Annotated in this window: 19 protein-coding genes and 13 tRNA genes; 5 read left to right on the forward strand and 27 right to left on the reverse strand. The window is 47.4% G+C overall.

Annotated elements, in window-relative coordinates; genetic code table 11:
- The first annotated feature begins 2 nt into the window (after positions 1 to 2).
- A complete protein-coding gene (locus tag LY387_RS14880) occupies positions 3 to 230 on the forward strand; it encodes a SlyX family protein (RefSeq protein ID WP_042478959.1) in 228 nt (75 codons plus the stop codon).
- A 72-nt stretch (positions 231 to 302) separates the two neighbouring features.
- Here LY387_RS14880 and rlmB read toward each other — a convergent pair whose 3' ends face one another.
- The 13 genes from rlmB to tsaE form a co-directional block, all read right to left on the reverse strand.
- Positions 303 to 1,040: a 23S rRNA (guanosine(2251)-2'-O)-methyltransferase RlmB gene (rlmB, locus tag LY387_RS14885; RefSeq protein WP_042478943.1), complete on the reverse strand. Its 738-nt coding sequence runs from the start codon at positions 1,038 to 1,040 to the stop codon at positions 303 to 305.
- Between the two features lie 18 nt (positions 1,041 to 1,058).
- Positions 1,059 to 3,539: a ribonuclease R gene (gene rnr, locus LY387_RS14890; protein WP_234494651.1), complete on the reverse strand. Its 2,481-nt coding sequence runs from the start codon at positions 3,537 to 3,539 to the stop codon at positions 1,059 to 1,061.
- A gap of 104 nt (positions 3,540 to 3,643) precedes the next feature.
- On the reverse strand, positions 3,644 to 4,246 hold the full coding sequence (gene motX, locus LY387_RS14895; protein ID WP_128650084.1) for a flagellar protein MotX: 603 nt from the start codon (positions 4,244 to 4,246) through the stop codon (positions 3,644 to 3,646).
- Positions 4,247 to 4,527: 281 nt separating this feature from the next.
- Positions 4,528 to 5,844, reverse strand: coding sequence for an adenylosuccinate synthase (locus LY387_RS14900; RefSeq protein ID WP_234494653.1), 1,317 nt, complete (start codon positions 5,842 to 5,844; stop codon positions 4,528 to 4,530).
- 133 nt (positions 5,845 to 5,977) lie between these two features.
- Positions 5,978 to 6,166 carry a DUF2065 domain-containing protein gene (locus tag LY387_RS14905; protein WP_042478945.1) on the reverse strand — a complete coding sequence of 63 codons (189 nt, stop codon included), beginning with the start codon at positions 6,164 to 6,166 and terminating at the stop codon, positions 5,978 to 5,980.
- 60 nt (positions 6,167 to 6,226) lie between these two features.
- Positions 6,227 to 7,210: a protease modulator HflC gene (gene hflC, locus LY387_RS14910; RefSeq protein ID WP_234494655.1), complete on the reverse strand. Its 984-nt coding sequence runs from the start codon at positions 7,208 to 7,210 to the stop codon at positions 6,227 to 6,229.
- Positions 7,211 to 7,212: 2 nt separating this feature from the next.
- Positions 7,213 to 8,427 carry an FtsH protease activity modulator HflK gene (hflK, locus tag LY387_RS14915; protein ID WP_128650081.1) on the reverse strand — a complete coding sequence of 405 codons (1,215 nt, stop codon included), beginning with the start codon at positions 8,425 to 8,427 and terminating at the stop codon, positions 7,213 to 7,215.
- Between the two features lie 45 nt (positions 8,428 to 8,472).
- Entirely contained in the window at positions 8,473 to 9,762 is a 1,290-nt protein-coding gene (gene hflX, locus LY387_RS14920; protein ID WP_128650082.1) for a ribosome rescue GTPase HflX, read from the reverse strand.
- 44 nt (positions 9,763 to 9,806) lie between these two features.
- A complete protein-coding gene (hfq, locus tag LY387_RS14925) occupies positions 9,807 to 10,070 on the reverse strand; it encodes an RNA chaperone Hfq (protein WP_042478951.1) in 264 nt (87 codons plus the stop codon).
- A 188-nt stretch (positions 10,071 to 10,258) separates the two neighbouring features.
- Positions 10,259 to 11,206 carry a tRNA (adenosine(37)-N6)-dimethylallyltransferase MiaA gene (gene miaA / locus LY387_RS14930; protein WP_234494658.1) on the reverse strand — a complete coding sequence of 316 codons (948 nt, stop codon included), beginning with the start codon at positions 11,204 to 11,206 and terminating at the stop codon, positions 10,259 to 10,261.
- A complete protein-coding gene (gene mutL, locus LY387_RS14935; protein WP_234494659.1) occupies positions 11,203 to 13,221 on the reverse strand; it encodes a DNA mismatch repair endonuclease MutL in 2,019 nt (672 codons plus the stop codon). The genes miaA and mutL overlap by 4 nt, the downstream gene beginning before the upstream one ends.
- A gap of 33 nt (positions 13,222 to 13,254) precedes the next feature.
- A complete protein-coding gene (locus LY387_RS14940; RefSeq protein WP_234496134.1) occupies positions 13,255 to 14,946 on the reverse strand; it encodes a LysM peptidoglycan-binding domain-containing protein in 1,692 nt (563 codons plus the stop codon).
- 20 nt (positions 14,947 to 14,966) lie between these two features.
- The gene (tsaE, locus tag LY387_RS14945; RefSeq protein ID WP_234494661.1) at positions 14,967 to 15,431 is read right to left on the reverse strand and encodes a tRNA (adenosine(37)-N6)-threonylcarbamoyltransferase complex ATPase subunit type 1 TsaE; all 465 of its coding nucleotides are present in this window, start codon (positions 15,429 to 15,431) and stop codon (positions 14,967 to 14,969) included.
- 270 nt (positions 15,432 to 15,701) lie between these two features.
- On the opposite strand from tsaE, the gene queG reads away from it, so the two are divergent.
- Positions 15,702 to 16,829, forward strand: a complete 1,128-nt coding sequence (queG, locus tag LY387_RS14950; RefSeq protein WP_234496135.1) for a tRNA epoxyqueuosine(34) reductase QueG — start codon at positions 15,702 to 15,704, stop codon at positions 16,827 to 16,829.
- Between the two features lie 583 nt (positions 16,830 to 17,412).
- Here the strand turns inward: queG and LY387_RS14955 are convergent.
- From LY387_RS14955 to orn, 14 genes are all read right to left on the reverse strand, one after another.
- Positions 17,413 to 17,488, reverse strand: a tRNA-Gly gene (locus LY387_RS14955).
- Positions 17,489 to 17,507: 19 nt separating this feature from the next.
- Positions 17,508 to 17,584: transfer RNA gene (locus LY387_RS14960), tRNA-Met, on the reverse strand.
- A 104-nt stretch (positions 17,585 to 17,688) separates the two neighbouring features.
- A tRNA-Gly gene (locus tag LY387_RS14965) sits at positions 17,689 to 17,764 on the reverse strand.
- Positions 17,765 to 17,863: 99 nt separating this feature from the next.
- A tRNA-Gly gene (locus LY387_RS14970) sits at positions 17,864 to 17,939 on the reverse strand.
- A gap of 37 nt (positions 17,940 to 17,976) precedes the next feature.
- Positions 17,977 to 18,052: transfer RNA gene (locus tag LY387_RS14975), tRNA-Gly, on the reverse strand.
- 18 nt (positions 18,053 to 18,070) lie between these two features.
- Positions 18,071 to 18,147, reverse strand: a tRNA-Met gene (locus LY387_RS14980).
- A 41-nt stretch (positions 18,148 to 18,188) separates the two neighbouring features.
- Positions 18,189 to 18,264: transfer RNA gene (locus tag LY387_RS14985), tRNA-Gly, on the reverse strand.
- 30 nt (positions 18,265 to 18,294) lie between these two features.
- Positions 18,295 to 18,371: transfer RNA gene (locus LY387_RS14990), tRNA-Met, on the reverse strand.
- Positions 18,372 to 18,414: 43 nt separating this feature from the next.
- Positions 18,415 to 18,490: transfer RNA gene (locus LY387_RS14995), tRNA-Gly, on the reverse strand.
- A gap of 19 nt (positions 18,491 to 18,509) precedes the next feature.
- Positions 18,510 to 18,586: transfer RNA gene (locus LY387_RS15000), tRNA-Met, on the reverse strand.
- Positions 18,587 to 18,629: 43 nt separating this feature from the next.
- Positions 18,630 to 18,705: transfer RNA gene (locus tag LY387_RS15005), tRNA-Gly, on the reverse strand.
- Between the two features lie 19 nt (positions 18,706 to 18,724).
- Positions 18,725 to 18,801, reverse strand: a tRNA-Met gene (locus LY387_RS15010).
- A 43-nt stretch (positions 18,802 to 18,844) separates the two neighbouring features.
- A tRNA-Gly gene (locus LY387_RS15015) sits at positions 18,845 to 18,920 on the reverse strand.
- A 175-nt stretch (positions 18,921 to 19,095) separates the two neighbouring features.
- Positions 19,096 to 19,641 carry an oligoribonuclease gene (gene orn / locus LY387_RS15020; protein ID WP_234494662.1) on the reverse strand — a complete coding sequence of 182 codons (546 nt, stop codon included), beginning with the start codon at positions 19,639 to 19,641 and terminating at the stop codon, positions 19,096 to 19,098.
- Positions 19,642 to 19,740: 99 nt separating this feature from the next.
- Here orn and rsgA point away from each other — a divergent pair, with 99 nt between their 5' ends.
- From rsgA to LY387_RS15035, 3 genes are all read left to right on the forward strand, one after another.
- Positions 19,741 to 20,796 (forward strand): small ribosomal subunit biogenesis GTPase RsgA, encoded by a 1,056-nt coding sequence (gene rsgA, locus LY387_RS15025; protein WP_234494664.1) that lies wholly within the window; start codon positions 19,741 to 19,743, stop codon positions 20,794 to 20,796.
- Between the two features lie 133 nt (positions 20,797 to 20,929).
- Positions 20,930 to 21,835 carry an archaetidylserine decarboxylase gene (gene asd, locus LY387_RS15030; RefSeq protein WP_234494665.1) on the forward strand — a complete coding sequence of 302 codons (906 nt, stop codon included), beginning with the start codon at positions 20,930 to 20,932 and terminating at the stop codon, positions 21,833 to 21,835.
- Between the two features lie 217 nt (positions 21,836 to 22,052).
- Positions 22,053 to 23,468 carry an SLC13 family permease gene (locus tag LY387_RS15035; protein ID WP_234494667.1) on the forward strand — a complete coding sequence of 472 codons (1,416 nt, stop codon included), beginning with the start codon at positions 22,053 to 22,055 and terminating at the stop codon, positions 23,466 to 23,468.
- Positions 23,469 to 23,592: the final 124 nt, after the last annotated feature.

The following is a 23,592-nucleotide window of genomic DNA, read 5'->3' on the forward strand; positions in this document are numbered from 1 at the left end:
TTATGAGCAATAAAGAGATTCAAGCTCTCGAAGAGAGAATCAATGATATGGAGTGCAAAATGGCATTCCAAGAGCAGACCATCGAAGAACTCAATGATGCGTTGACTCAGCAACAGTTGCTGATCAGTAAAATGCAAGACCAGATGAAATATGTGGTTGGCAAAGTGAAAAACATGGATACCTCAAACTTGGCAGATCCATCAGAAGAGACACCACCGCCGCACTATTAAGTCACTGTGTCATCAAATAGAAAAAACAAAGCCCCAGTTTCTTACTGGGGCTTTGTCGTTCTAGCATACTGATTACAGAGCGCGTTGGCGAACCGCTTCAAAAAGACAAATACCTGATGCTACCGAGACGTTTAAGCTCGATACCGCACCAGCCATTGGGATCTTGATAAGGTCATCACAGGTTTCACGAGTCAGGCGGCGCATACCATCACCCTCTGCGCCCATGACAACCGCTAGAGAGCCAGACAGCTTCGCTTGATAAATATCGTGCGTCGCTTCACCTGCCGTTCCAACAATCCAGATGCCTTTTTCTTGTAGCGCACGCATTGTACGTGCCAAGTTGGTTACTCGGATAAGAGGAACAGTCTCAGCAGCGCCACACGCGACCTTGCTAACCGTCGCCGTCATCGGAGCAGAACGGTCCTTCGGTACAATCACCGCCGCTACACCTGCCGCATCCGCGTTGCGTAGACATGCGCCAAGGTTATGCGGGTCGGTGACACCATCTAAAATAAGCAGTAACGGCTGTTCATGCTGCGCTAATACATCATCGAGATCGTTTTCATTGAGCTGCTTAGCCGGTTTTACCTTGGCAATGATGCCTTGGTGATTCGCACCGCTGGCTTTGTCATCCAGTGTTTTGCGGTTCATTTGCTGAATCGACACACCAATTTGGTTGAGTTCGTTCAACAGCGGCATCAAGCGATCGTCTTGACGCCCTTTTAGTACATAGGCTTCCACAAAGCGTACTGGGTCTTTTTCAAGTACCGCTTTAATCGCATGGATGCCGTAAATAAATTCATTACTCATGGAATAATCCTGAATTCGTTATTTCTTCGCTTTACCGCGAGCCTTATTTTGGCGCGCCTTATTCTTGCGTGATTTGGTGGCTTTGGACTTCTTACGCTTATGAGGAAGTACATCCTCTTCTTGTCCATCTGGGCGTTTGGTGGCTTCGACCATCGGCTTCGCTGCTTTAGGGCTGCGCTTGCCTCTTACCTCAGCGACACGCTGTTTCGCTTTGGCTTTTTTCTTTTCAGCTTCAGCCATGCGTTTTTTAGCCGTCTTTCCTTTGCCACGTAGCTTACGACTTGTTTCGACTAATTCAAAGTCTATTTGCTTATCATCGAGGTTAACCGACAGCACTTTCACTTTAACGGCATCGCCCAAACGGTAAATCGCACCGAAGCTTTCACCGATAAGTCTTTGACCAATAGGGTCAAATTGATAGTAGTCGTTCGCCAGTGACGAAATATGCACTAGGCCATCGATGTGCAGCTCTGTTAAGCGCACGAAGAAGCCAAAACCAGTCACGTTGGCAATCACGCCATCAAGGACTTCACCTACGTGGTCTTGCATGTACTCACACTTGAGCCAATCGGCCACATCACGGGTTGCGTCATCGGCGCGACGCTCGGTCATAGAACACTGCTCACCGTAGTAATCCATATCGTCAAACGAATAGTGGTAACCACCGGTTGGCGTCCAGCGGTCGGTATTGCGGCCTTCTTGTTTGGCAATGAGATACTTGATTGCTCGGTGCAGCAGCAAATCTGGGTAACGACGAATTGGCGACGTAAAGTGCGCATAGCGTTTTAGCGCCAAACCAAAGTGTCCGGCGTTATCCGCATTGTAAACTGCCTGCTTCATAGAACGCAGCAGCATAGTTTGAATCAGCTCTTTATCTTGGCGCTCACCAATCTTTTTAATCAGCTCAGCATAGTCGGTCGGTGATGGCTCAAGACCGCCAGATAGATCAAGACCTAATTCGCCAAGGAAATCCCTAAAACCTTGCAGTCTCTCTTCACCCGGAGTTTCGTGCACTCGGTATAGAGCCGGCTCTTTGGCTTTTTCTACCAAAGAAGCAGAAGCGATATTCGCCAGAATCATACACTCTTCAATGATCTTGTGTGCGTCATTGCGAACCACAGGTTCGATGCGGTCGATCTTACGCTCGGCATTGAAAATGAACTTAGTTTCAACCGTTTCAAACTCAATCGCTCCACGATTATCACGGGCACCCTTGAGCACTTTATACATGTTGTGCAGCTCATGAAGGTGAGGAACCACAGCGCTGTAGCGCTCACGAAGCTCTTCGTTACCCTCGAGAATGTCGCTCACCTTGTTGTAAGTCAGACGCGCATGGGAGTTCATCACCGCTTCATAGTGTTTGTAGCCTGAAAGCTTGCCGGTCTCAGAAATGGTCATTTCACACACCATACACAAGCGATCCACTTGTGGGTTGAGTGAACAAAGGCCATTAGAGAGCACCTCTGGAAGCATAGGCACGACCTGAGACGGGAAGTAAACCGAGTTACCGCGCACGATCGCTTCTTTGTCGAGTGGGGTATCTGGGCGAACGTAGTAGCTGACATCCGCAATGGCGACCCATAAACGCCAACCACCGCTTTTCTTACGCTCACAGTAAACCGCATCGTCGAAGTCTCGGGCGTCTTCACCATCGATTGTGACTAGAGGCAGTTCTCGAAGATCGACACGCCCTTCCTTGGCTTCTTCTGGGACAAACTCACCAAATTGCTTGACCTGCTTGTCGACTTCTTCAGGCCATTCATGAGGAATTTGATGTGTGCGGATCGCAATCTGCGTCTCCATACCTGGTGCCATGTTCTCACCGAGTACTTCCACCACTTGTCCCATCATGCCACGCGAGCGACTGCCGCGGTCAGTTACTTCAACCACCACCACATTACCCATACGAGCACCACCACGATGCTCATTAGGGATCAAGATGTCTTGGCTGATGCGAGAATCATCCGCAACCACGTAGGCATAGCCGTATTCCATAAAGAAACGACCGACAACTTGGGTTTTTCGCTCTTCTAAAACGCGAACCAAACGGCCTTCTTTTCGGCCACGCTTGTCGGTACCCGATGGTTGAACCAATACGAAATCACCGTGTAGCAGGGTACGCATTTGATGATGTGGTAGCAGCACATCATTATCTTTATTCATGCTCCCTTCAGGTCGAACCCAGCCATGACCATCTTTATGGCCGATGACATAGCCTTTGATCATTTCTAGCTTGTCAGGGAGTGCATAACACTGACGTCGAGTAAACACCAACTGCCCATCGCGCTCCATTGCGCGCAAGCGACGGCGCAATCCTTCATACTGCTCTTCACCAGATAGACCCAATGCTTCGAACAGATCGTTTCTGTTCATGGGTACGTTAACACTTTCTAGGAAATCAGAGATGAACTCTCGGCTTGGGATGGGATTTTCGTAGTTCTCAGACTCTCTTGCTGCAAAAGGGTCGTCTACTTTTATATCGCTAGGCTTGTTCGACATAGTCTGACCTATATTTTAGGAGGGATAGGTCGATTATAACTGACGCAGCAGATAAGCTACAGAATTGCTTTACCTTTCTGCATCAGATTTAGAAGATTTAACGGCTACCAGAAGGTCGAACGACGCTTTGCTCGTGCAATGATGTTTTCCGGCATGCGCTGCTCAAGACCGCGCCTTAGCATAGAGATACGTTTGTGCTTACGACCGTCCGGTGTGACCGAGTTATAAAGCCAACGGTAAGCATCTTCATAATCCAGCGGGCTGCCGTAATCTCGCAGTAGCAGTTCAGCAAGTTGAATCCTCGCATCAATGTTGCCCATCGACGCTGCCTCACGGAAATACGGGATAGCTCGCTCTTTGTCTTGCTGAACAAAAGTGCCTTTTGAGTAGTAGCGACCAAGTTGTTCAAGGGCAACAGGCAAACCTTGATGAGCGGCGTTCTCCATATAATAAAGCCCAAGCTCAACATCTTGAGGAACACAAACGCCCCATGCCAGCATGTCCCCATAAAGAAACTCATAAGATGGCAGACTGATACGTGTGGCACGAGCCATGATGTCTTCGACAAGCTGACAATTATCTTCTTTCACGCGGGCTAGGTGTCGGTTCTCTTCAATCAAACCGATCAGCTCATCCTCGGAGTAAATCGGAATAGGCGCACCCACTTCTTTACTGTGCGCTGCTTTTACAGGGCCGAGTAGCGCCATGCAAACAAGTGCTGCCAGTTTGTGTCGCTTAATCACTAATCCTGCTCCTCATGCTTAGAAACTGCCTTCCACCAATAACTTGTCATTGGTCTCATTTTTATCGGCAGTCATCCGCCACGCTTTAGAAAAAACGGCAATATTTTGCCACTTTTCTTTCATCGAGTCGAAGCAACGTCAAATACTTGGCACAAGATCACACTAAGCAACTGAATAAACGTAAAAACAGCAGATACAAAAAAGCCAGCGACATGTCGCTGGCTCTCAATACTTACAAGGCTAAATTAAGACTCAAATGGGTGAATCTTGATGATAGTCTCGTTACGGTCAGGACCAGTAGAGATGATGTCTACAGGTACACCGGTTAGGTCTTCGATACGCTTGATGTAATCTAGAGCGGCTTGAGGTAGCTGCTCGATAGAAGTTGCACCAAATGTCGTTTCAGACCAGCCTGGCATTGTTTCGTAGATAGGCGTTGCTTGCTCGAATGACTCAGCAGCCATTGGAGAAACTTCTAGGATAGAGCCATCTTTCATCTTGTAACCAGTACAGATTTTTAGCTCTTCTAGGCCATCTAGTACGTCTAGTTTAGTTAGACAGAAACCAGAGATAGAGTTAATTTGGATAGCACGGCGCATTGCCACGGCATCAAACCAACCAGTACGACGTAGACGACCTGTTGTAGCGCCGAACTCGTGACCAACTGTACCTAGGTGCTTACCGATTGGATCTTGCTTGTCTACACCGTCGTATAGCTCAGTTGGGAATGGACCCGAACCTACACGAGTACAGTAAGCTTTAGTGATACCAAGGATGTAACCGATGTGACGAGGACCGAAACCAGAACCTGCCGCAACACCACCTGCTGTCGTGTTAGAAGAAGTTACGTACGGGTAAGTACCGTGGTCGATATCTAGAAGCGTACCTTGAGCACCTTCGAACATAATCTTATCGCCACGCTTACGCGCCGCGTCAAGTTCGTCAGTTACGTCGATAACCATAGAAGTGAGTAGGTCAGCGTAACCCATGCACTGCTCTAGTACGTCTTCGTAGCTTACTGTTTCAGCTTTGTAGAAGTGCTCTAGTTGGAAGTTGTGGAACTCCATCACTTCTTTTAGCTTCTCAGCGAAGACTTCTTTGTCAAACAGGTCGCCAACACGTAGACCGCGACGAGCAACTTTGTCTTCGTACGCAGGACCGATACCACGACCTGTTGTACCAATCGCTTTTTTACCACGAGCGATTTCACGCGCTTGGTCGATAGCGATGTGGTAAGGAAGAATTAGAGGACAAGCTTCAGAAACGAAAAGACGCTCACGAACTGGAATGCCGCGCTCTTCAAGAGGCTTCATTTCTTTAATTAATGCTTCAGGAGATAGAACAACACCGTTACCGATAATGCACTTGATGTTATCGCGAAGAATACCTGATGGAATCAAATGAAGAACGGTTTTTTCACCGTCAATGACTAGAGTGTGACCTGCATTGTGACCGCCTTGGTAGCGAACCACGTATTTTGCATCTTCAGTTAAAAGGTCTACGATTTTACCTTTACCTTCGTCACCCCATTGGGTGCCCAGAACGACTACGTTATTTCCCATCTTTCCAATCTGATTGCTAGTTAAAAAAGGATTCTAGCACCGAAATCACAATTATGCAGTCATTTTTTAAGCATAAAAATGTCACAAAGGGGTAAGTCCCTGATGCTGACTAATAAAAAGTCAAATATTGCGGCTAATTTAACAACATAAACGTGATCACTGCCCCTGCGACAACAAGGCAGCCACCGACTCTACGAATCTGCTCGTCGGGCTGCTGAGCAAGCTGCAACACCATATTACGCCATCCCTTTGGGGCCAATAACGGTCCCAGTCCCTCAACAATCAAAACCAGACCGAGTGCCACCCACAATGATTGAGACATATTTTTTCTCCAAAAAGATAGGGCTCCCTAAGGAGCCCTATTGTACAGTTTGTTAAACTCTTATTTCGCCGCTGGTGCGCCGTTCATGTCATTCATGTAACGGAAGAACTCGCTCTTAGGATCCAGAACGAGGATATCGCTCTTGTCCGCAAAAGAGGTCTTGTACGCAGATAGCGAGCGTAAGAAGCTAAAGAACTCAGGATCTTTGCTGTAAGCATTTGAGTAGATAGCCGCAGCTTCTGCATCCGCGCCACCTCGTGTTACACGAGCTGTTCTGTCTGCTTCCGCTAGTAGTGTCGCCACTTCTAGTTCCGCTTGTGCACGAATAACCTCAGCCTTCTCACGACCTTGAGAACGGTGCTTACGAGCAACCGATTCACGCTCTGCACGCATACGGCGGTAGATCGATTCACTGATTTCGTCAGGTAGGTTGATTTTCTTGATACGGAAATCCACCACTCGAACCCCTAAGTCGGTCATTGCGCTGTCACGTGTATCTCTCAATACGTTGCTCATAACCTTGTCGCGCTCACCATCAATTTCTAGTGCTTGGCGTGCCGCTTCTGTTGTGACTTCTTCACTGTCCGCACTGTCTGGAAGTACATCGGTGTTACGAGGTCCAGAAACGATTTGCTTGATTTCACGCGAACCGATTTCAGAACGAAGTACGTCCGTCACCTTACGCTCTAGAAGCGCTTGTGCTGTTAGCGCGTCACCGCCACCTGTTGCTAGATAGTACTGACGGAAATCTTCAATCTTCCATTTAACATAGGTGTTAATGATTACGTCTTTTTTCTCAGATGTAACGAAGCGGTCACCGCGTCCATCCATTGTTTGAATACGCGCGTCTAGTGTTTTCACACGGTCAAACAGTGGCATTTTGAAATGCAGGCCCGGCTCGTAAATACGAGACACCTGGTTATCATCAGAAAGAACACGACCAAATCGAATTACGATGCCACGCTCACCCTCAGGGATCACAAACAAGGACATCAGCATCAATGCTAAGGCAACGACTAATACTGGTATCATCAATTTACGCATTATTAGTATCTCCCTTGACGAGTCGAGTTGTTACGAGACGTGTTGTCGTTTGACGAAGTGCTGCTAGACGAAGGATCTAGTTGAATCTCTTCATAAGCCGACGTTTCTTTTGGCTTACGAGATTTCGATGCACCTTCCTGACCTGCTAGCTTGTCAATTGGCAGATACAGCAAGTTGCCGCTAGATTCAGAGTCAATCAACACCTTAGACGTATTCGAATACACCTCTTCCATTGTGTCGAGGTATAGACGGTTACGCGTTACGTCTGGAGCGGTTTGGTATTCAGGTAGCAGTTTCTCGAACTGAGCCACTTGACCCAATGCTTCGTTAACAATTCGCTCAGAGTAACCTTGCGCTTCTTTCTTCAAACGCTCAGAACGACCTGTCGCTTTAGGAATGATTTCGTTTTTGTACGCTTCCGCTTCACGGATGAAACGCTCTTCATCCTCACGCGCTGCAATCGCGTCATCAAACGCATCTTTAACCTGCTCAGGCGGACGTGCCGACTGGAAGTTGACGTCTACAATAGACAGCCCCATGTCGTAGTTGTCGATGATTTCGTTCAATGTTTCTTGTGTGCTCTGACGGATTTGCTGACGACCACTGGTCAGAATACTATCCATTAGAGAGTCACCAATCACCGCACGAAGCGCAGAGTCAGTCGCCTGGCTCAAGCTATCGTCAGCGTTAGTAACCACAAACAGGTATTTATATGGATCAGAAACGCGGTACTGAACGTCCATTGAGACGGTTACTACGTTTTCATCCTTAGTCAGCATCGTTCCCGACGCTCTCAGAGAGCGAATCGCTTGAACGTTGACTGGTTCATATTCGTCGATAAAGCGAGGACGCCAGTTAAGACCAGGATCGACAATACGATCGAACTTACCTAGACGGAGCACGACGCCGCGCTCACCTTCGCTAATGGTGTAGAAGCCAGAAAAGAACCAAATGACAACCGCGATCAACGCAATCACGCCGAAGCCAATTGCACTACCACCGCCGCCAATTGATGGGCCACCGCCACCACGCTTGCCAAACTTACCACCGATTTTTTGACTCAGCTTGTTAAAGACTTCATCTAAATCAGGCGGTCCTTGATCACGACCACCGTTGTTACGGTCGCCTTGATTACGGTCTCCACGATTGTTGTTCCCCCAAGGGTCCTTATCGCGGCCGTTGTTTCCATTATTATTACCAGGCTCATTCCACGCCATTAGGAAGCTCCATCATTTAGTATGACGTTATACTGTAGCAGTCCTTTAAGTAACTATAAAGTCACCTAAAACTGCCCCTTCTCTTTTTTCAAGTCTAGACCAATCTACTTGTTGCATCCGAATATCAATCAACAAGTTACCTTCTGAATCATACTCTTCTCGTTGAATACAATTCATCTGGAAAAATGTACTACGAAAACGCCCCTGAAATTGCGGCGGAATTCTCAGTTGATACTGAACCATTTGGCTTGCTAAACGCTCTGTGAGCGCTTCAAACAACAGTTCGATGCCTTGCCCTTCCATGGCAGAGACCCAAACGGTTCTCGGAATACCTTCGTCGTCACGTTCTATACGTGGACGCTGGCCATCTAGATTATCTATCTTGTTCATTACTACTAGTGTTGGTACCTCATCGGCATCAATTTCTTCTAGCACGTCATGAACAGCTTGAATATTCTCACGAAAACGCTCATCACTGGCATCGACAACATGTAACAAAATGTCAGCTTCCTGCGTTTCTTGCAGTGTTGCCTTAAATGCCGCGACCAAATCATGCGGAAGATGGCGAATAAATCCTACCGTGTCCGCTAAAATTGCCGAACCAACGTCCGCCAATTCTATTTTTCTCAATGTGGGGTCTAGAGTTGCGAATAATTGGTCAGCTGCATACACCCCAGCTTCAGTAATGCGGTTAAACAAGGTTGACTTGCCCGCATTGGTATAACCCACGAGGGAAATAGTGGGAATTTCGGCTCTATTTCGGGCTCGTCTGCCTTGTTCACGCTGTTTGGCAACTTTCTCTAAGCGACGCAAGATCGCTTTGATGCGGTCACGCAGCAATCGGCGGTCAGTTTCAAGCTGAGTTTCACCGGGACCACGTAGACCGATACCACCTTTCTGCCTCTCAAGGTGCGTCCAACCACGGATCAATCTTGTTGAGATATGACGTAGCTGTGCTAGCTCAACCTGCAACTTACCCTCATGGGTACGTGCGCGCTGGGCAAAAATGTCGAGGATCAGACCAGTACGGTCCAACACTCGACATTTACACAGACTTTCTAGGTTACGCTCTTGGGCAGGAGAAAGGGCATGATTGAAGATCACGATATCAGCACCAGTCAATTGAACCGTTTGTGCAATTTCCTGAGCTTTACCTTCCCCAACATAGTATTTGGGGTGAGGGGATTGTCTGCTACCCGTTACGGTCTGTAACGCGTTAACACCTGCAGAAGAGACCAGCATTTCAAATTCGCTAAGATCTTCCCACTCACCTTCTTGCGTGAAGTTGATATGAACAAGTACAGCCTGTTCACCCGATTCGTAACGGTCAAACAAGCGACCAACTCCTATTTAAGTATCTGTTTTTATTTATCTGGGTATTAATCGTCAGATTTCTCTTGTTGACGGTCACCACCAGAACGCTCACCACTGTGATGGCTAACAGCACGTGCTGGTACTACCGTTGAAATCGCATGCTTGTAAACCATTTGGTTTACAGTATTTTTCAGAAGGATCACAAACTGATCAAACGATTCAATCTGGCCTTGAAGCTTGATGCCGTTTACAAGGTAGATCGAAACAGGAATACGCTCGCGACGTAGTGCATTTAGGAATGGGTCTTGAAGAGATTGCCCCTTAGCCATTTTTATTTTCCTTATATTAGTATTGTAGTTTTAATTATTTAGCTATTGGTGCACTGCAATTTGGTGCTGCCTTTGCATCTGAGCTAAACCAATGAAATACCCCTTAGTTTTATAATCATAGAACAACAATCGTCTTTGAAAACAAAACTCAGTTCCTTTTTGGGTATTTGTACGCAAAAGCGACCACATTATACACAGTTAATACCATCAGATGCTATGGCGTCTGTGAGAGTTTTCATTGAATCCTCAATGTGTTCGCTATCGAGCCAAACCAAATCATCCCAACTCCTTAACCAGGTGATTTGTCGCTTGGCCAATTGTCGAGTCGCACAGATTCCGCGGAAAATCGCGTCGTCTAACGTACTCTCTCCATCTAAGTATTCCCACATCTGTCTGTAGCCGACACAACGGATCGACGGCAGATCTGGGTGAAGATCTTCTCGAGCATATAACGCTTTGACTTCATCTTCAAAGCCTGCTTTTATCATTTTCTCGAAGCGCAATTCAATGCGTTTATGTAACAAAGCGCGATCTTTGGGCGCTACCGCAAATTGTTTGACGCGAAACGGCAAAGGCTCCCCTTTGGTTTCAGTCAATTCTGTCAGAGACTTACCTGAGATTCGATACACCTCAAGTGCGCGTGACAAACGCTGCGGATCGTTTGGATGAATCCTCTCTGCTGAGACAGGATCTATCTCTTTAAGTTCATTATGAAGTGCTTGCCAGCCCTTTTCTTGCGCCTCTTTGTCGATTTGCGCTCGAATGTCTGGATTAGCAGCAGGTAACGGCGATAGTCCTTGAAGCAAGGCTTTGAAATACAACATGGTCCCGCCAACCAATAGCGGTATCTTGCCTTCAGCATGGATCTTGGCAATCTCATTTAATGCATCGCGGCGAAAATCAGCCGCAGAGTAGGCCTCTGACGGGTCTAATATATCGATAAGACGATGAGGCGCTAGCGCAAGCTCTTGGGCATCCGGCTTCGCGGTACCGATATCCATACCTTTGTAAATCAGCGCAGAATCGACGCTGATGATCTCCACAGGGTACTGCTGACGAAGACGAATCGCTAACTCCGTCTTACCAGAGGCAGTAGGACCCATTAAAAACAGAACGAGTGGTAATTGTTGATTCATGATGAAAACGCTGCAATTGTGGCCGTAAAATCGACAGGGCGGACAAATTTAGGGTCGCTCAAAGGTAGCTTACCGTCGTAAAGCTGCTCTAGATTACCGAGTATCTGAACAGACTCAGATAAAGTGTAGCTACTTTTCACTTGCAGCACTTTTTTGGTTAGCCAAAAACTCAAACGGCTCTTGCTAATGTCTTGCTGCTCAAGGGTCGCCAAGTATGACAGCATTTCATCAATTAACAATTGCAAATTTTGCTGACGAAGTGGCGACGGAACCCCCATCACCATAAGCGTCTGTTTGTTCCGAACCTTGATGTCGATACCAAACGCCAAAAGTAAGTCGACCTGAGCCTCTGCAAGCTCTCTTTGTTGATCCGTCACCTTAAGTGATAAAGGCACTAATAGAGGCTGCATCTTCAGGGGCTCAGCTTTCGGATCAAGCTGGGCAAATAATCGATAAAACTCGGCGCGGCGAAGAGAAACTAGGGCACAACAAGGCTCTGCTTTCACTAACACGTATGTGGGATCAGCCATAGCAATTGCTTTACCAACGCGCTCTATCACAACGTCATTGATCGCATCGTCACGCTCTACCGCCTGCTCCATGTCATTATCGGTCACAGGCGCTGGAAGATCTGGCGTTTGCATCAACTCTTGATAGACACGCACCTCTTCTGCGCTCGGGGCCTTTTCCGGCACTCGCGCTCCAGCCTTCGTACTATTTCGTTGTGGTGTTGAACTTGACGTCCACTCATTGAGAGGGTTCGCCTCTGCCACTCCCTCGTCTCTGCGATGTGATTTTGAAGAATAGTCGCTGTCACGGTTAGGCTGATAATCTGATCGCCCAGGATAAGCGGGTATACTCTCTACTGCCTGAATCAGTGATTCAGACACAGTGTGTGTGTCGCTATTTTCTGAGCGATTAGCATCGGTTGCATTATCAAGCTCTGAGGCAGCGGGTTTTGCCTCCGCCTCAAAATGGTTAAATGCTGAGGTTGATGCTGCCGGCGCTTCAATGGACTTCGCTTGTACTAAGGCATCACTAAGCGCTTGATAGATAAAGTCGTGTACCAACCTTGCCTGATGGAAGCGCACTTCGTGCTTTGCTGGGTGTACATTGACATCGACCTGATGCGGGTCAATCTCAATGAACAATACATACGCGGCATATTGCTCAGGCGCTAAACTGGTTTCGTAGCTCTGGCGAATAGCATGGTTGATGAGTTTATCTTTCATCATGCGCCCATTCACATAGCAATATTGAAGATCGCTTTGAGCCCTAGCCCCTTCCGGGGTGGTGATCCAACCATGAAGCTTTAGGTCATTGTGCTCCAATTCGATTTTCAACATGTGACGAACAAATGGTGCACCACAAACGGCCGCAATTCGCTTCTCCATTTGCGCATCATTTTTCGCAGCACGATATTGCCTAATGAGCTTGCCGTTATGCTTTAAATTGATAGAGACATCGAAGCGGCTCAACGCAATTCGCTTTAGTAGCTCATCGATATGGTTGAACTCGGTTTTTTCTGTACGAAGAAACTTGCGACGCGCCGGAGTATTAAAAAACAGATCCAGCACTTCAAGTGTGGTACCAATCGGGTGGGCGGCAGGTTTAAGCTTCACCGCCATATCACGACCTTCGGCGTAGGCGCTCCATGCCTGCTCTTGAATCGCAGGGCGAGAAGTCAGAGTCAGCCGTGCCACCGAGCTGATACTTGCTAAAGCCTCGCCGCGAAAGCCGAGACTCATAATAGCTTCAAGATCATCGAGCGTATGGATTTTCGAGGTGGCATGTCGACTGAGCGCCAACTGAAGCTCGTCTTTTGGGATACCTTTACCGTTATCCCGGACTCGAATCAGCTTGGCGCCGCCTTTTTCAATGTCGATATCGATTCGGGTCGCACCAGAGTCTAGGCTATTCTCGACCAGCTCTTTGACTACCGAGGCTGGCCTCTCAACCACCTCACCTGCTGCGATTTGGTTTGCCAGTCGAGCAGGTAGAATCTTTATCGTCACTCTGTTTCTCCGAACGAATCTGTCTAGATGAAATTACTTATGCGGAATCAACAACACTTGCCCAACAGCGAGTGAGTCTGAACGCAACTTATTGGCATCGCGGATGCTCTTAACACTCACCCCGTATTGCGACGCTATCTTGCCGAGATACTCTCCGCGCTTCACTGTGTGTTTGCGAAGTGGGAGATCCTTGAGGCTGACAGTGATATTGAGCTTTTGACCCAACTTAAGCACGTCAGATTTTAAGTTGTTCTCACGCTTGATATCGGCGACCGACACTTTGTACTTGTTGGCAACCTTACCAAGATAATCCCCTTTGACCACGGTATGAGTCACGGTCTTGGTTTCCACAGTATTCACTTTATTACTGACTTTGACAGGCGTGCTGCTGCCAGGAATTACCAGGGTTTGACCAACCGCTAATGACGTACTCTTCAGGTTATTCGCACTCTTAATTGCCGATACCGAAGAGCCATACTTCTGAGCGATCACTGATAGAGACTCACCACGCTTCACTGTGTGCTTGCGCTGTTGTCCACGATTAGCGAACAACGTACCTTCAGGCGGATTTGCTTCAAAATATTGAACAATCGCTTTTGCCAATGCACGTGCGAGTTTGTCTTGGTGACTGCGAGTGGTCAGAAGACGCTCTTCAGCCGGATTAGAAATAAAGCCTGTTTCAACCAGTACCGATGGAATATCCGGCGACTTCAATACCGCAAGACTGGCATTGACTGGTTCTTTCTTGTGTAAGTGTGCAACTTTACCCATCTCTCGCAGTATCTTGGTCGCCACCTTATAGCCCTCTTTCTGAGAGTGGCTAAACTGAAGATCGAGTAGAGTTTGGCTAACATTTCTATCATTGGTGTTCTTGGCGAGCACTTCCCCTGCACCGCCCAGAAGCTCTGATTGTTGCTCATGGTTTTCTACCCAGCGAGCAATCTCTGTATTTGCTCGGCGAGTATTGAGAACAAACACCGACGCTCCGCGAGGCTGAGGCGTTCTAAATGCATCGGCGTGAACCGACACCAGTAAGTGAGCACCATTTTTACGAGCAATCTCAGAGCGTTTGTTGAGGTTTACGAAATAATCTCCGCGGCGCGTAAGCACGGCCTTCATCCCAGGGATCGCGTCAATTTGTGCGGCCAGCTTCTTAGACACGCTCAAGGTGACATGCTTTTCGTATTTCTTCGTTGGACCAATTGAGCCAGGGTCCTCACCGCCATGACCCGCATCAATGGCGACAACAATGTCGGCGTTTCCACGCAGTTGCGACGCATCACGACTGACTTCGGTTTTACTGCTTGGTGTGCTGGCAGCAGGTTGGCTGGTCGTTTTCCCGTGAGGTAAATCAATCACCAATCGATGACCATACTGACCACCCGGCGTCGGGTTTAGCTTAAATATCTGTGGCGTCGAAGACTTCTTTAACTCAAATACCAGCCTGTAGGTTCCCTTATTAGGCGGAGAACTTTTGCGAATTTTGCTAAGGACAGGGCTATCCGATACCCCTATCGGCAGCTTGGTATTGAGTGAGGTGTTTTTTAAATCAACCACGATTCGGGAAGGCCCCGTCAACGAAAAGTAGCTGTAATCCGCTTCGGACTTGAGGTCTATAACGACTCGAGTCTCGTCAGGAGATGGCCAAACACGAATACCCTCTAATGCATTTGCAAGAGTGACGGCAGGAAACAGTAAGCATAACGGCAGCATGACTTTCATCATGCTGCTAAGAAAACGACTGATCAATTTAACTCCAACTGACTAATTAACTCTCTTCCATAATCGCTATTTGCCATGAAGGCGATCTCTCTCGCTTCTCCTACATAACGGATTTCGATATCCAGATCTGCAGAAGGCAAAATACCCTGACCTTTCTCCGGCCATTCGACCAGACAAATTGCATCGTCTGAGAAGTAATCACGGATGCCCATAAACTCCAGCTCTTCGGGATCCGCAAGACGATAAAGGTCAAAGTGGTAGACATTCCAGCCATCAAGCTCATAGGGCTCAACTAACGTATAGGTTGGGCTTTTCACATTACCTTTGTGACCTAAGCTTTGAATAAAGCCACGACTGAATGTGGTTTTTCCCGCACCAAGGTCACCGTGCAAATAGATCGTTGTCTGTTTTGAACAGAGATTAGCTAGTTTAGTTCCAATTAAAATGGTTTCTGATTCATTAGCTAAGGAAAATTTTTTAGTACTCATCACATTTTTCTCTGAGTGGTGCCTTTGAGAGCCGAAATAGTAAACTGTGTCGCTTTTCACAGACAAGTGATCTTCTGTAAGTAATCAGAAAATTTACCATTATTTTCAATTTAACCCTACTGTGAAAGTACAAAATAGTCGCCGAAAGTTTGTACAAGGCAACAAAGCACCGAGCAATCCACAATGGATCATTGCTTTTTTGCCGCTCATACTTGGGTAGCATTGGTTTTGAGTATAGAATACGCGTCCTTTTCTACTTGGGTAATCGTGATGGACTTAAACAAGCTGGCTAGCGACATTAAAGTTTGGGCACAAGAACTCGGATTTCAAAAAGCCGGTATCAGCGATATCGACCTTCGAGATCAAGAGACTGTACTCAAAAGTTGGTTAGAAGCGGGTTATCACGGTGATATGGCTTGGATGGAAACGCATCAAGATCTGCGAATCCATCCTGACAAACTGCATCCCAACACGTGCAGAATCATCAGCGTTCGCATGGATTACCTACCAGAAGATGCAGGCTTCGCTACTAACCTAGAAGACAAACATTCGGGTTATATCAGTCGCTACGCGCTTGGGCGTGACTATCACAAGCTTATCCGCAACAAACTCAAGAAACTTGGTCAACGTATCGAGCAAGAGGTCTCTGAACTGGGCTATCGACCCTTTGTCGACTCGGCACCTGTCTTAGAGCGACCGATTGCTGAAAAAGCAGGATTAGGTTGGACAGGAAAACACTCCCTATTACTCGATAAAGACGCGGGTTCTTGGTTCTTTCTTGGTGAGCTGTTTATAGACCTGCCGCTACCAGTAGATGCGCCTGTCGAGAATCAATGCGGTAAATGCTCTGCCTGTGTGACATCATGCCCCACCAACGCCATTCTTGATAATGGTGTCATTGATGCGAGACGCTGTATTTCTTACCTAACTATCGAATATAAAGGCGTGATTCCGGAATCATTGCGCTCTGCAATAGGCAACCGTATCTATGGCTGTGATGATTGCCAACTTGTTTGTCCTTGGAACCGCTTTGCCGATCTGGGTCAGCAACCAGACTTTCAAAGACGCCCTGCTTTTAATGACACCGACCTTGCCACTCTACTTACATGGGATGAAGCCACGTTTCTAAAATATATGGAAGGCTCAGCGATTCGAAGAATTGGTCATGAGCAGTGGCAGAGAAACCTCATCATAGCGATAGGCAACGCCCCTTATTCCGAGCGATATATTGAGGCACTAGCATCGATTCAAGGTCAATCAGAGCTTCTTGATGAACATATTGTGTGGGCGCGCAAGCAACTACTCGATCAGCTGCCTGGTTCAGTCGACTCCCAACTCGCGACGAAAAACCAACGATTGATTCGTATCGTGAGAAAGGGATTGCCCCGCGACGCCTAGCCGCCAATGGCTACAAAAAAATCAAATTAATTTTCTTGACTAACATCCCAAAATTCGATTTGTGGAAAAACTACATTTTCATCGACAGTTAGTCGTTGAGAAATCAGGTTAAACACAGATTCAATATATGACCAGGATCAAAAAAACGTCACTTGCTGATCATTTTACTGTCAAGTAAAAAGTAAAAACAAAATGACATATTCAATTAAAAACAAATACTTACACGTGTAAATTTAATTTTCTACGACGCCGCTGTCATGTAAAGATCTTTCAAGTTTCACTATTTAAACAGTCTCAAAAACAATTTATCAACCAACTTATCCACAGAATAATAATGTGGATAACTCTGTTAATTTAAGTGTAACTGACCCGCAGCTAAGGCAATTGCCTACTACGATAGCGGTGTGTAGAAAATAGAATACACAGCAAATATTTTCGATGACGTAATCAGTACAAATCGAAAACTAATAAGCGTTAAATTTTAGGGAGTGATGCTTCTCAGCATTAGGAAAGAGCATGCGGTTGTGGGACTAAGTTTCTCAACTTTGTTATAACCGCTTCTTAAACCATTTCGGGGGAGAAATGGAGCGACACACGAGGTTCGAACTCGTGACCTCAACCTTGGCAAGGTTGCGCTCTACCAACTGAGCTAGTGTCGCATGTTCTCATAGAGAGAATTGGTTGCGGGGGCCGGATTTGAACCGACGACCTTCGGGTTATGAGCCCGACGAGCTACCAAGCTGCTCCACCCCGCGTCCGTATTGTGTCACCGTTAAGTACGATGAAGACTATTTATTTGGAGCGACGCGACCAGCTTGGGCACGAGGTTCCTCGTGTGCTGCTTCGTCTTTCCTAAATTTGGAGCGACACACGAGGTTCGAACTCGTGACCTCAACCTTGGCAAGGTTGCGCTCTACCAACTGAGCTAGTGTCGCATTTTGTCACCGTTAAGTACGATGAAGACTATTTATTTGGAGCGACGCGACCAGCTTGGGCACGAGGTTCCTCGTGTGCTGCTTCGTCTTTCCTAAATTTGGAGCGACACACGAGGTTCGAACTCGTGACCTCAACCTTGGCAAGGTTGCGCTCTACCAACTGAGCTAGTGTCGCATTTTGTCACCGTTAAGTACGATGAAGACTATCTGTTTGGAGCGACACACGAGGTTCGAACTCGTGACCTCAACCTTGGCAAGGTTGCGCTCTACCAACTGAGCTAGTGTCGCATGTTCTCATAAGAGAATTGGTTGCGGGGGCCGGATTTGAACCGACGACCTTCGGGTTATGAGCCCGACGAGCTACCAAGCTGCTCCACCCCGCGTCCGTAGTCACCATTCAAAGCATGATGAAAGCTTATTAATTTGGAGCGACACACGAGGTTCGAACTCGTGACCTCAACCTTGGCAAGGTTGCGCTCTACCAACTGAGCTAGTGTCGCATATCAACAGCAAGTGCTATTGATTAAATTTGGTTGCGGGGGCCGGATTTGAACCGACGACCTTCGGGTTATGAGCCCGACGAGCTACCAAGCTGCTCCACCCCGCGTCCGTAATCATCATTTAAGGCATGATGAAAGCGCCTATCAAACTGGAGCGACACACGAGGTTCGAACTCGTGACCTCAACCTTGGCAAGGTTGCGCTCTACCAACTGAGCTAGTGTCGCATGTTCTCATAAAGAGAATTGGTTGCGGGGGCCGGATTTGAACCGACGACCTTCGGGTTATGAGCCCGACGAGCTACCAAGCTGCTCCACCCCGCGTCCGTAATCATCATTTAAGGCATGATGAAAGCGCCTATCAAACTGGAGCGACACACGAGGTTCGAACTCGTGACCTCAACCTTGGCAAGGTTGCGCTCTACCAACTGAGCTAGTGTCGCATCTTCTCATAAAGAGAATTGGTTGCGGGGGCCGGATTTGAACCGACGACCTTCGGGTTATGAGCCCGACGAGCTACCAAGCTGCTCCACCCCGCGTCCGTAATCATCATTTAAGGCATGATGAAAGCGCCTATCAAACTGGAGCGACACACGAGGTTCGAACTCGTGACCTCAACCTTGGCAAGGTTGCGCTCTACCAACTGAGCTAGTGTCGCATTGAACGTCTTTCGTCGTTCAGGGCTGCGAATTATAAGAGCATTTTTTTGTGATGCAAGTCCTTATCAGCAAAAAAATGATCTTTTTTCCCGTTTGATGAAAAAGCACACAATTTTGCGATAACTTCTTATCTTTCGCAGCTCAAAGTCATTGTTTTTAACAAGTATTCAACGATCAAATAGTGAAAATGGTTTCACGATAGAACTTAAGCTCAGCGATCGATTCTCGAATATCATCTAGCGCTAGGTGCGTACCCTGTTTAGTAAAGCCATCAAGCACCTCAGGCTTCCAGCGACGAGTCAGTTCTTTAATCGTGCTGACATCGACGTAACGGTAATGGAAGTACTCTTCAAGTTCTGGCATGTGTTTATACAAGAAACGACGATCTTGACCGATACTGTTGCCGCAAATAGGCGACTTACCTTTTGGTACCCACTTTTCCAAAAACGCGATAGTTTCACGGATCGAACTCTCCTCATCGTGGTCGCTTGCTTGAACACGAGCCACCAGCCCGCTAGCTGTGTGAGTATTGGTGCACCAGTCGTCCATCTTCGCTAATTCACTTTCTGGTTGATGGATGGCAATTACCGGTCCTTCAGCCAAGATATTCAACTCGCTATCGGTCACAATACTCGCGATCTCGATGATTTTGTGTGTCTCAGGATCCAGCCCGGTCATCTCCAGATCAACCCAGATCAAATTGTCATCGCTGAAAGACATAACGCCCTCGTCTATTTGTTTTCTGTCAAAAGAGGTACTATACCGAAATTAAATTCAGTAACCAAAATGGTTTGATGCGAATCGCATCAATGAAATATCGTGGCGAAAAAGAAAAAACTGACCAAAGGTCAAGTGCGTCGTGTACGCAGCAACCAAAAGAAGAAACTAGCAAAAGAAGAAACCATCCAGTGGGATGAGACCATGCTTGGCAATGTCAAGCAGGGGCTAGTGATCACTCGATTCGGTCAACATGCTGATATCGAAGATCTCGAAACCAAAGAAATCCATCGCTGCAACTTGCGTCGTGGCATTGAGTCCTTGGTGTCTGGCGACCGCGTGAAATGGCGCATTGGTCTCGAATCCATGCACGGCATCTCAGGTGTCGTCGAGGCCGTTGAACCAAGAAGCTCGATGCTGACGCGCCCAGATTACTACGACGGCCTCAAGCCCGTCGCCGCTAACGTTGATCAAATGGTTATTGTGTCAGCAGTAGTACCAGAGCTTTCACTGAATATCATCGACCGCTACCTTATCGCCTCGGAAACACTTCAGATTGCTCCATTAGTCGTGCTAAACAAGATTGACCTACTTCCAGAAGAGAGTCGCGACGAGTTTTACCAGCTGTTGGAGGTGTATAAAAACATCGGCTACAAGGTGCTACTCGTCAGTAAAGAATCTGGTGAAGGCATTGCGGAGCTTGAAGCTCACCTTAAAGACAAAATCAACATCTTCGTTGGTCAGTCTGGCGTAGGTAAATCTAGCTTGGTCAACGCACTCATGCCAGAGCTTGATGTGGAAGAAGGCGCGGTTTCTGAAAACTCAGGCCTAGGTCAGCACACCACGACAGCCGCTAGACTTTATCACTTCCCTTCCGGTGGTGATTTGATCGATTCTCCAGGGGTTCGAGAGTTTGGTTTGTGGCACTTAGAGCCGAGCGAAGTCACGGAAGCCTTTGTCGAATTCAGACCTTATCTAGGTGGGTGTAAGTTCCGCGATTGCAAACATTTAGATGACCCAGGTTGTATTCTGCGTGAAGCAGTGGAAGATGGAAAGATCGACCCGGTTCGATTTGATAACTATCACCGCATCATTGATAGCATGGCAGAAGGTAAAGCCAACCGTCAGTACTCACGGAACAAGAAAGCCGATCTGTAATTCATGATAAGACTCGGACTGGTTTAACACTCTGTCCGTGTACTTGTCACAATTTGCTGACATTTGAAGCGATTTCCATTAGTATCTCGCGCCCTGAAGTAATATCAATCAATTAACGTTGGAATTTTAGACGATGGATAAGATTAAAGTTGGACTGCAATACTGGATACCTCAACATGGGCTAACGCGCCTAGTAGGTAAGCTGGCATCAGCAAAAGCTGGCGGTCTAACAACAGCGATCATTCGTTGGTTTATCAAGCAATATAACGTCAACATGGATGAAGCGCTGCACAGCGATCCAAAGCACTTCAAAACGTTTAACGAGTTTTTCGTTCGTGAGTTAAAGCCGGGCATGCGTCCTATCGCCGAGGGCGAGTCAGTGATCGCTCACCCAGCGGATGCGTGTGTGAGCCAGTTTGGACCTATCACCGACGGTAAGCTTATCCAAGCGAAAAACCATGACTACACCGCTCAAGAACTACTAGGTGGCAACCCTGAGCTTGCAGCCGAGTTTGCTGAAGGTGAGTTTGCGACTCTGTACCTATCTCCACGTGACTACCACCGCGTTCATATGCCGTGTGATGGTACACTGCGTCAGATGATTTACGTGCCAGGCGACTTGTTCTCTGTAAACCCTCTAACGGCTGAGAACGTACCCAATCTGTTCGCTCGTAATGAGCGAGTGGTATGTATCTTCGATACCGAGTTTGGTCCTATGGCACAAGTACTGGTTGGGGCAACCATCGTAGGTGCTATCGAGCTCATCTGGGCGGGTACTGTAACTCCACCACGTGGTAATACCGTTTACACTTGGGACTACCCTGCTGAAGGCGACAAAGCGGTTGTACTCAAGAAAGGCGAGGAAATGGGCCGCTTCAAGCTTGGCTCTACCGTCATCAACCTGTTTGCTAAAGACGCCATTCGTTTTGATGAGACTATGGCCAACAATGCGCCGACGGTCATGGGCACACCTTACGCACACGCAGTGAAACCAGAAGCTCAAACTGATTCTGATAGCGAGTCAGAAAGCGAAGCTTAACAACAGAAAACGGCGCTAAGGCGCCGTTTTTATTGGCAAAAAGATCGTGCTACCCGCCGCTTTCCTTGCTCAAATACCGACGCGATTTTTGATACAAAGCAAAACACCATTCAAATCTTCCCTCGACTTTTCAAAACTTTAACGCCAGTCTAAGACCAAACGACGTTTATATTTTAACCTAGGTGGCAGTCTAACTTTTAACCCTGGTGCCGCGCCTATGCCGAAGATGAATCGCGGGACACTAATCAGGCTGCTGATCTGCTTCTTAGTGCCCCTTGGCGTCTTAATGATGCCAATTGATTGGATTCCAATCGATGACCTCACGTTGATCCAACACCGTCTGTTGGCAATATTCTTGCTCGCAGCCCTACTTTGGGTACTGGAGCCTGTCCCTGTTTTTGCTACCTCCATTCTGATTATTGCGCTTGAGCTCGTGATGATTTCAGATAAAGGGCTACATCTATTCCGTACACCACCAGCCGGTCACGATATTGGTGAGTTATTGGTGTATACCGATATCTTTAGTGCATTTTCTTCGCCGATAATCATCCTCTTCATGGGTGGTTTTGCTCTGGCTATTGCGGCGTCCAAATACGAGTTGGACAACAACTTAGCCCGTGTGCTTTTGCGCCCTTTTGGTGACCAACCCAAATTCATCATGCTTGGACTGATGCTGATTACTGCCGTGTTCTCGATGTTTATGTCTAACACGGCGACGACCGTCATGATGCTGGCTCTGCTTGGCCCCATCGTCGCCTCCGCCCCTAAAGGGGACCTTGGCATCAAGGCGTTGGTCCTCTGTATTCCGATTGCCGCCAATACTGGTGGCATTGCAACGCCAATAGGCACACCACCTAACGCTATCGCCTTGCAATACTTAACTGGTGAGAACACGATCGACTTCTTGCAATGGATGATGATGGGTCTCCCCTTCGTGATTATCCAACTTACTATCGCTTGGTTCCTACTGCAAAAGCTATTTCCATCCTCAGAAGGAAAGATGGTGCTCAAGCTCGAAGGCAAGTTCCAGCGTAATTGGCGAGCTATGGTCGTGTATGCCACATTTGCAGCGACTATTTTATTGTGGATGACCACAAAGCTTCACGGTATGAACACCTATGTCGTATCCATTATTCCGCTCGCCGTGTTCACCCTGACGGGCATCATGGGCAAAGAGGAACTCAAGCTGATTAACTGGGATGTACTCTGGCTAGTTGCGGGTGGTATTGCGATCGGTATTGGTTTGGATAAAACGGGGCTCGCAGAGGCGCTCGCTCATGCCATCGATTATGAATCTTTGTCTCCATTTGCCGTAGTGATTACCTTGTCTATAGTCTGCTGGTTAATGGCAAACTTCATGTCTAATACCGCAACCGCTAACTTGCTTATGCCGATTGCCGCAGCGATTGGGGCATCAATGGAAAGCTTGGCGGCAATTGGTGGCTTGCAAGGTTTACTCGTTGTGGTCGCCTTCTCCGCATCACTTGGCATGATCTTACCAGTTTCCACACCGCCTAATTCTCTCGCCTATTCTACGGGACTTATTGAGAGTAAAGATATGGCGAAGACCGGTCTTATCATAGGTATCATTGGTCTGCTTATCGTCTACGCGGCAATGCTTATACTGACCTAGGCATCCCTCTACTATTTAAACCAGAAATCCTCTCGCTAACGTGAGAGGATTTCAATTGCACTTTCTCACACCTCATAGTAAAACCTAGTTAAATCATTAATTAATCACTTATGCCCGCGTCGCC

Source organism: Vibrio maritimus (assembly GCF_021441885.1).
Taxonomy (GTDB): domain Bacteria; phylum Pseudomonadota; class Gammaproteobacteria; order Enterobacterales; family Vibrionaceae; genus Vibrio; species Vibrio maritimus_B.

What these genes read in the sequence shown, in the direction of transcription:
- LY387_RS14880 (WP_042478959.1), top strand. Translation starts at nt 3, where the DNA reads ATGAGCAATAAAGAGATTCAAGCTCTCGAAGAGAGAATCAATGATATG.
- rlmB (WP_042478943.1), bottom strand. Translation starts at nt 1,040, where the DNA reads ATGAGTAATGAATTTATTTACGGCATCCATGCGATTAAAGCGGTACTT.
- rnr (WP_234494651.1), bottom strand. Translation starts at nt 3,539, where the DNA reads ATGTCGAACAAGCCTAGCGATATAAAAGTAGACGACCCTTTTGCAGCA.
- motX (WP_128650084.1), bottom strand. Translation starts at nt 4,246, where the DNA reads ATGGCGCTACTCGGCCCTGTAAAAGCAGCGCACAGTAAAGAAGTGGGT.
- LY387_RS14900 (WP_234494653.1), bottom strand. Translation starts at nt 5,844, where the DNA reads ATGGGAAATAACGTAGTCGTTCTGGGCACCCAATGGGGTGACGAAGGT.
- LY387_RS14905 (WP_042478945.1), bottom strand. Translation starts at nt 6,166, where the DNA reads ATGTCTCAATCATTGTGGGTGGCACTCGGTCTGGTTTTGATTGTTGAG.
- hflC (WP_234494655.1), bottom strand. Translation starts at nt 7,210, where the DNA reads ATGCGTAAATTGATGATACCAGTATTAGTCGTTGCCTTAGCATTGATG.
- hflK (WP_128650081.1), bottom strand. Translation starts at nt 8,427, where the DNA reads ATGGCGTGGAATGAGCCTGGTAATAATAATGGAAACAACGGCCGCGAT.
- hfq (WP_042478951.1), bottom strand. Translation starts at nt 10,070, where the DNA reads ATGGCTAAGGGGCAATCTCTTCAAGACCCATTCCTAAATGCACTACGT.
- miaA (WP_234494658.1), bottom strand. Translation starts at nt 11,206, where the DNA reads ATGAATCAACAATTACCACTCGTTCTGTTTTTAATGGGTCCTACTGCC.
- LY387_RS14940 (WP_234496134.1), bottom strand. Translation starts at nt 14,946, where the DNA reads ATGATGAAAGTCATGCTGCCGTTATGCTTACTGTTTCCTGCCGTCACT.
- tsaE (WP_234494661.1), bottom strand. Translation starts at nt 15,431, where the DNA reads ATGAGTACTAAAAAATTTTCCTTAGCTAATGAATCAGAAACCATTTTA.
- queG (WP_234496135.1), top strand. Translation starts at nt 15,702, where the DNA reads ATGGACTTAAACAAGCTGGCTAGCGACATTAAAGTTTGGGCACAAGAA.
- orn (WP_234494662.1), bottom strand. Translation starts at nt 19,641, where the DNA reads ATGTCTTTCAGCGATGACAATTTGATCTGGGTTGATCTGGAGATGACC.
- asd (WP_234494665.1), top strand. Translation starts at nt 20,930, where the DNA reads ATGGATAAGATTAAAGTTGGACTGCAATACTGGATACCTCAACATGGG.
- LY387_RS15035 (WP_234494667.1), top strand. Translation starts at nt 22,053, where the DNA reads ATGCCGAAGATGAATCGCGGGACACTAATCAGGCTGCTGATCTGCTTC.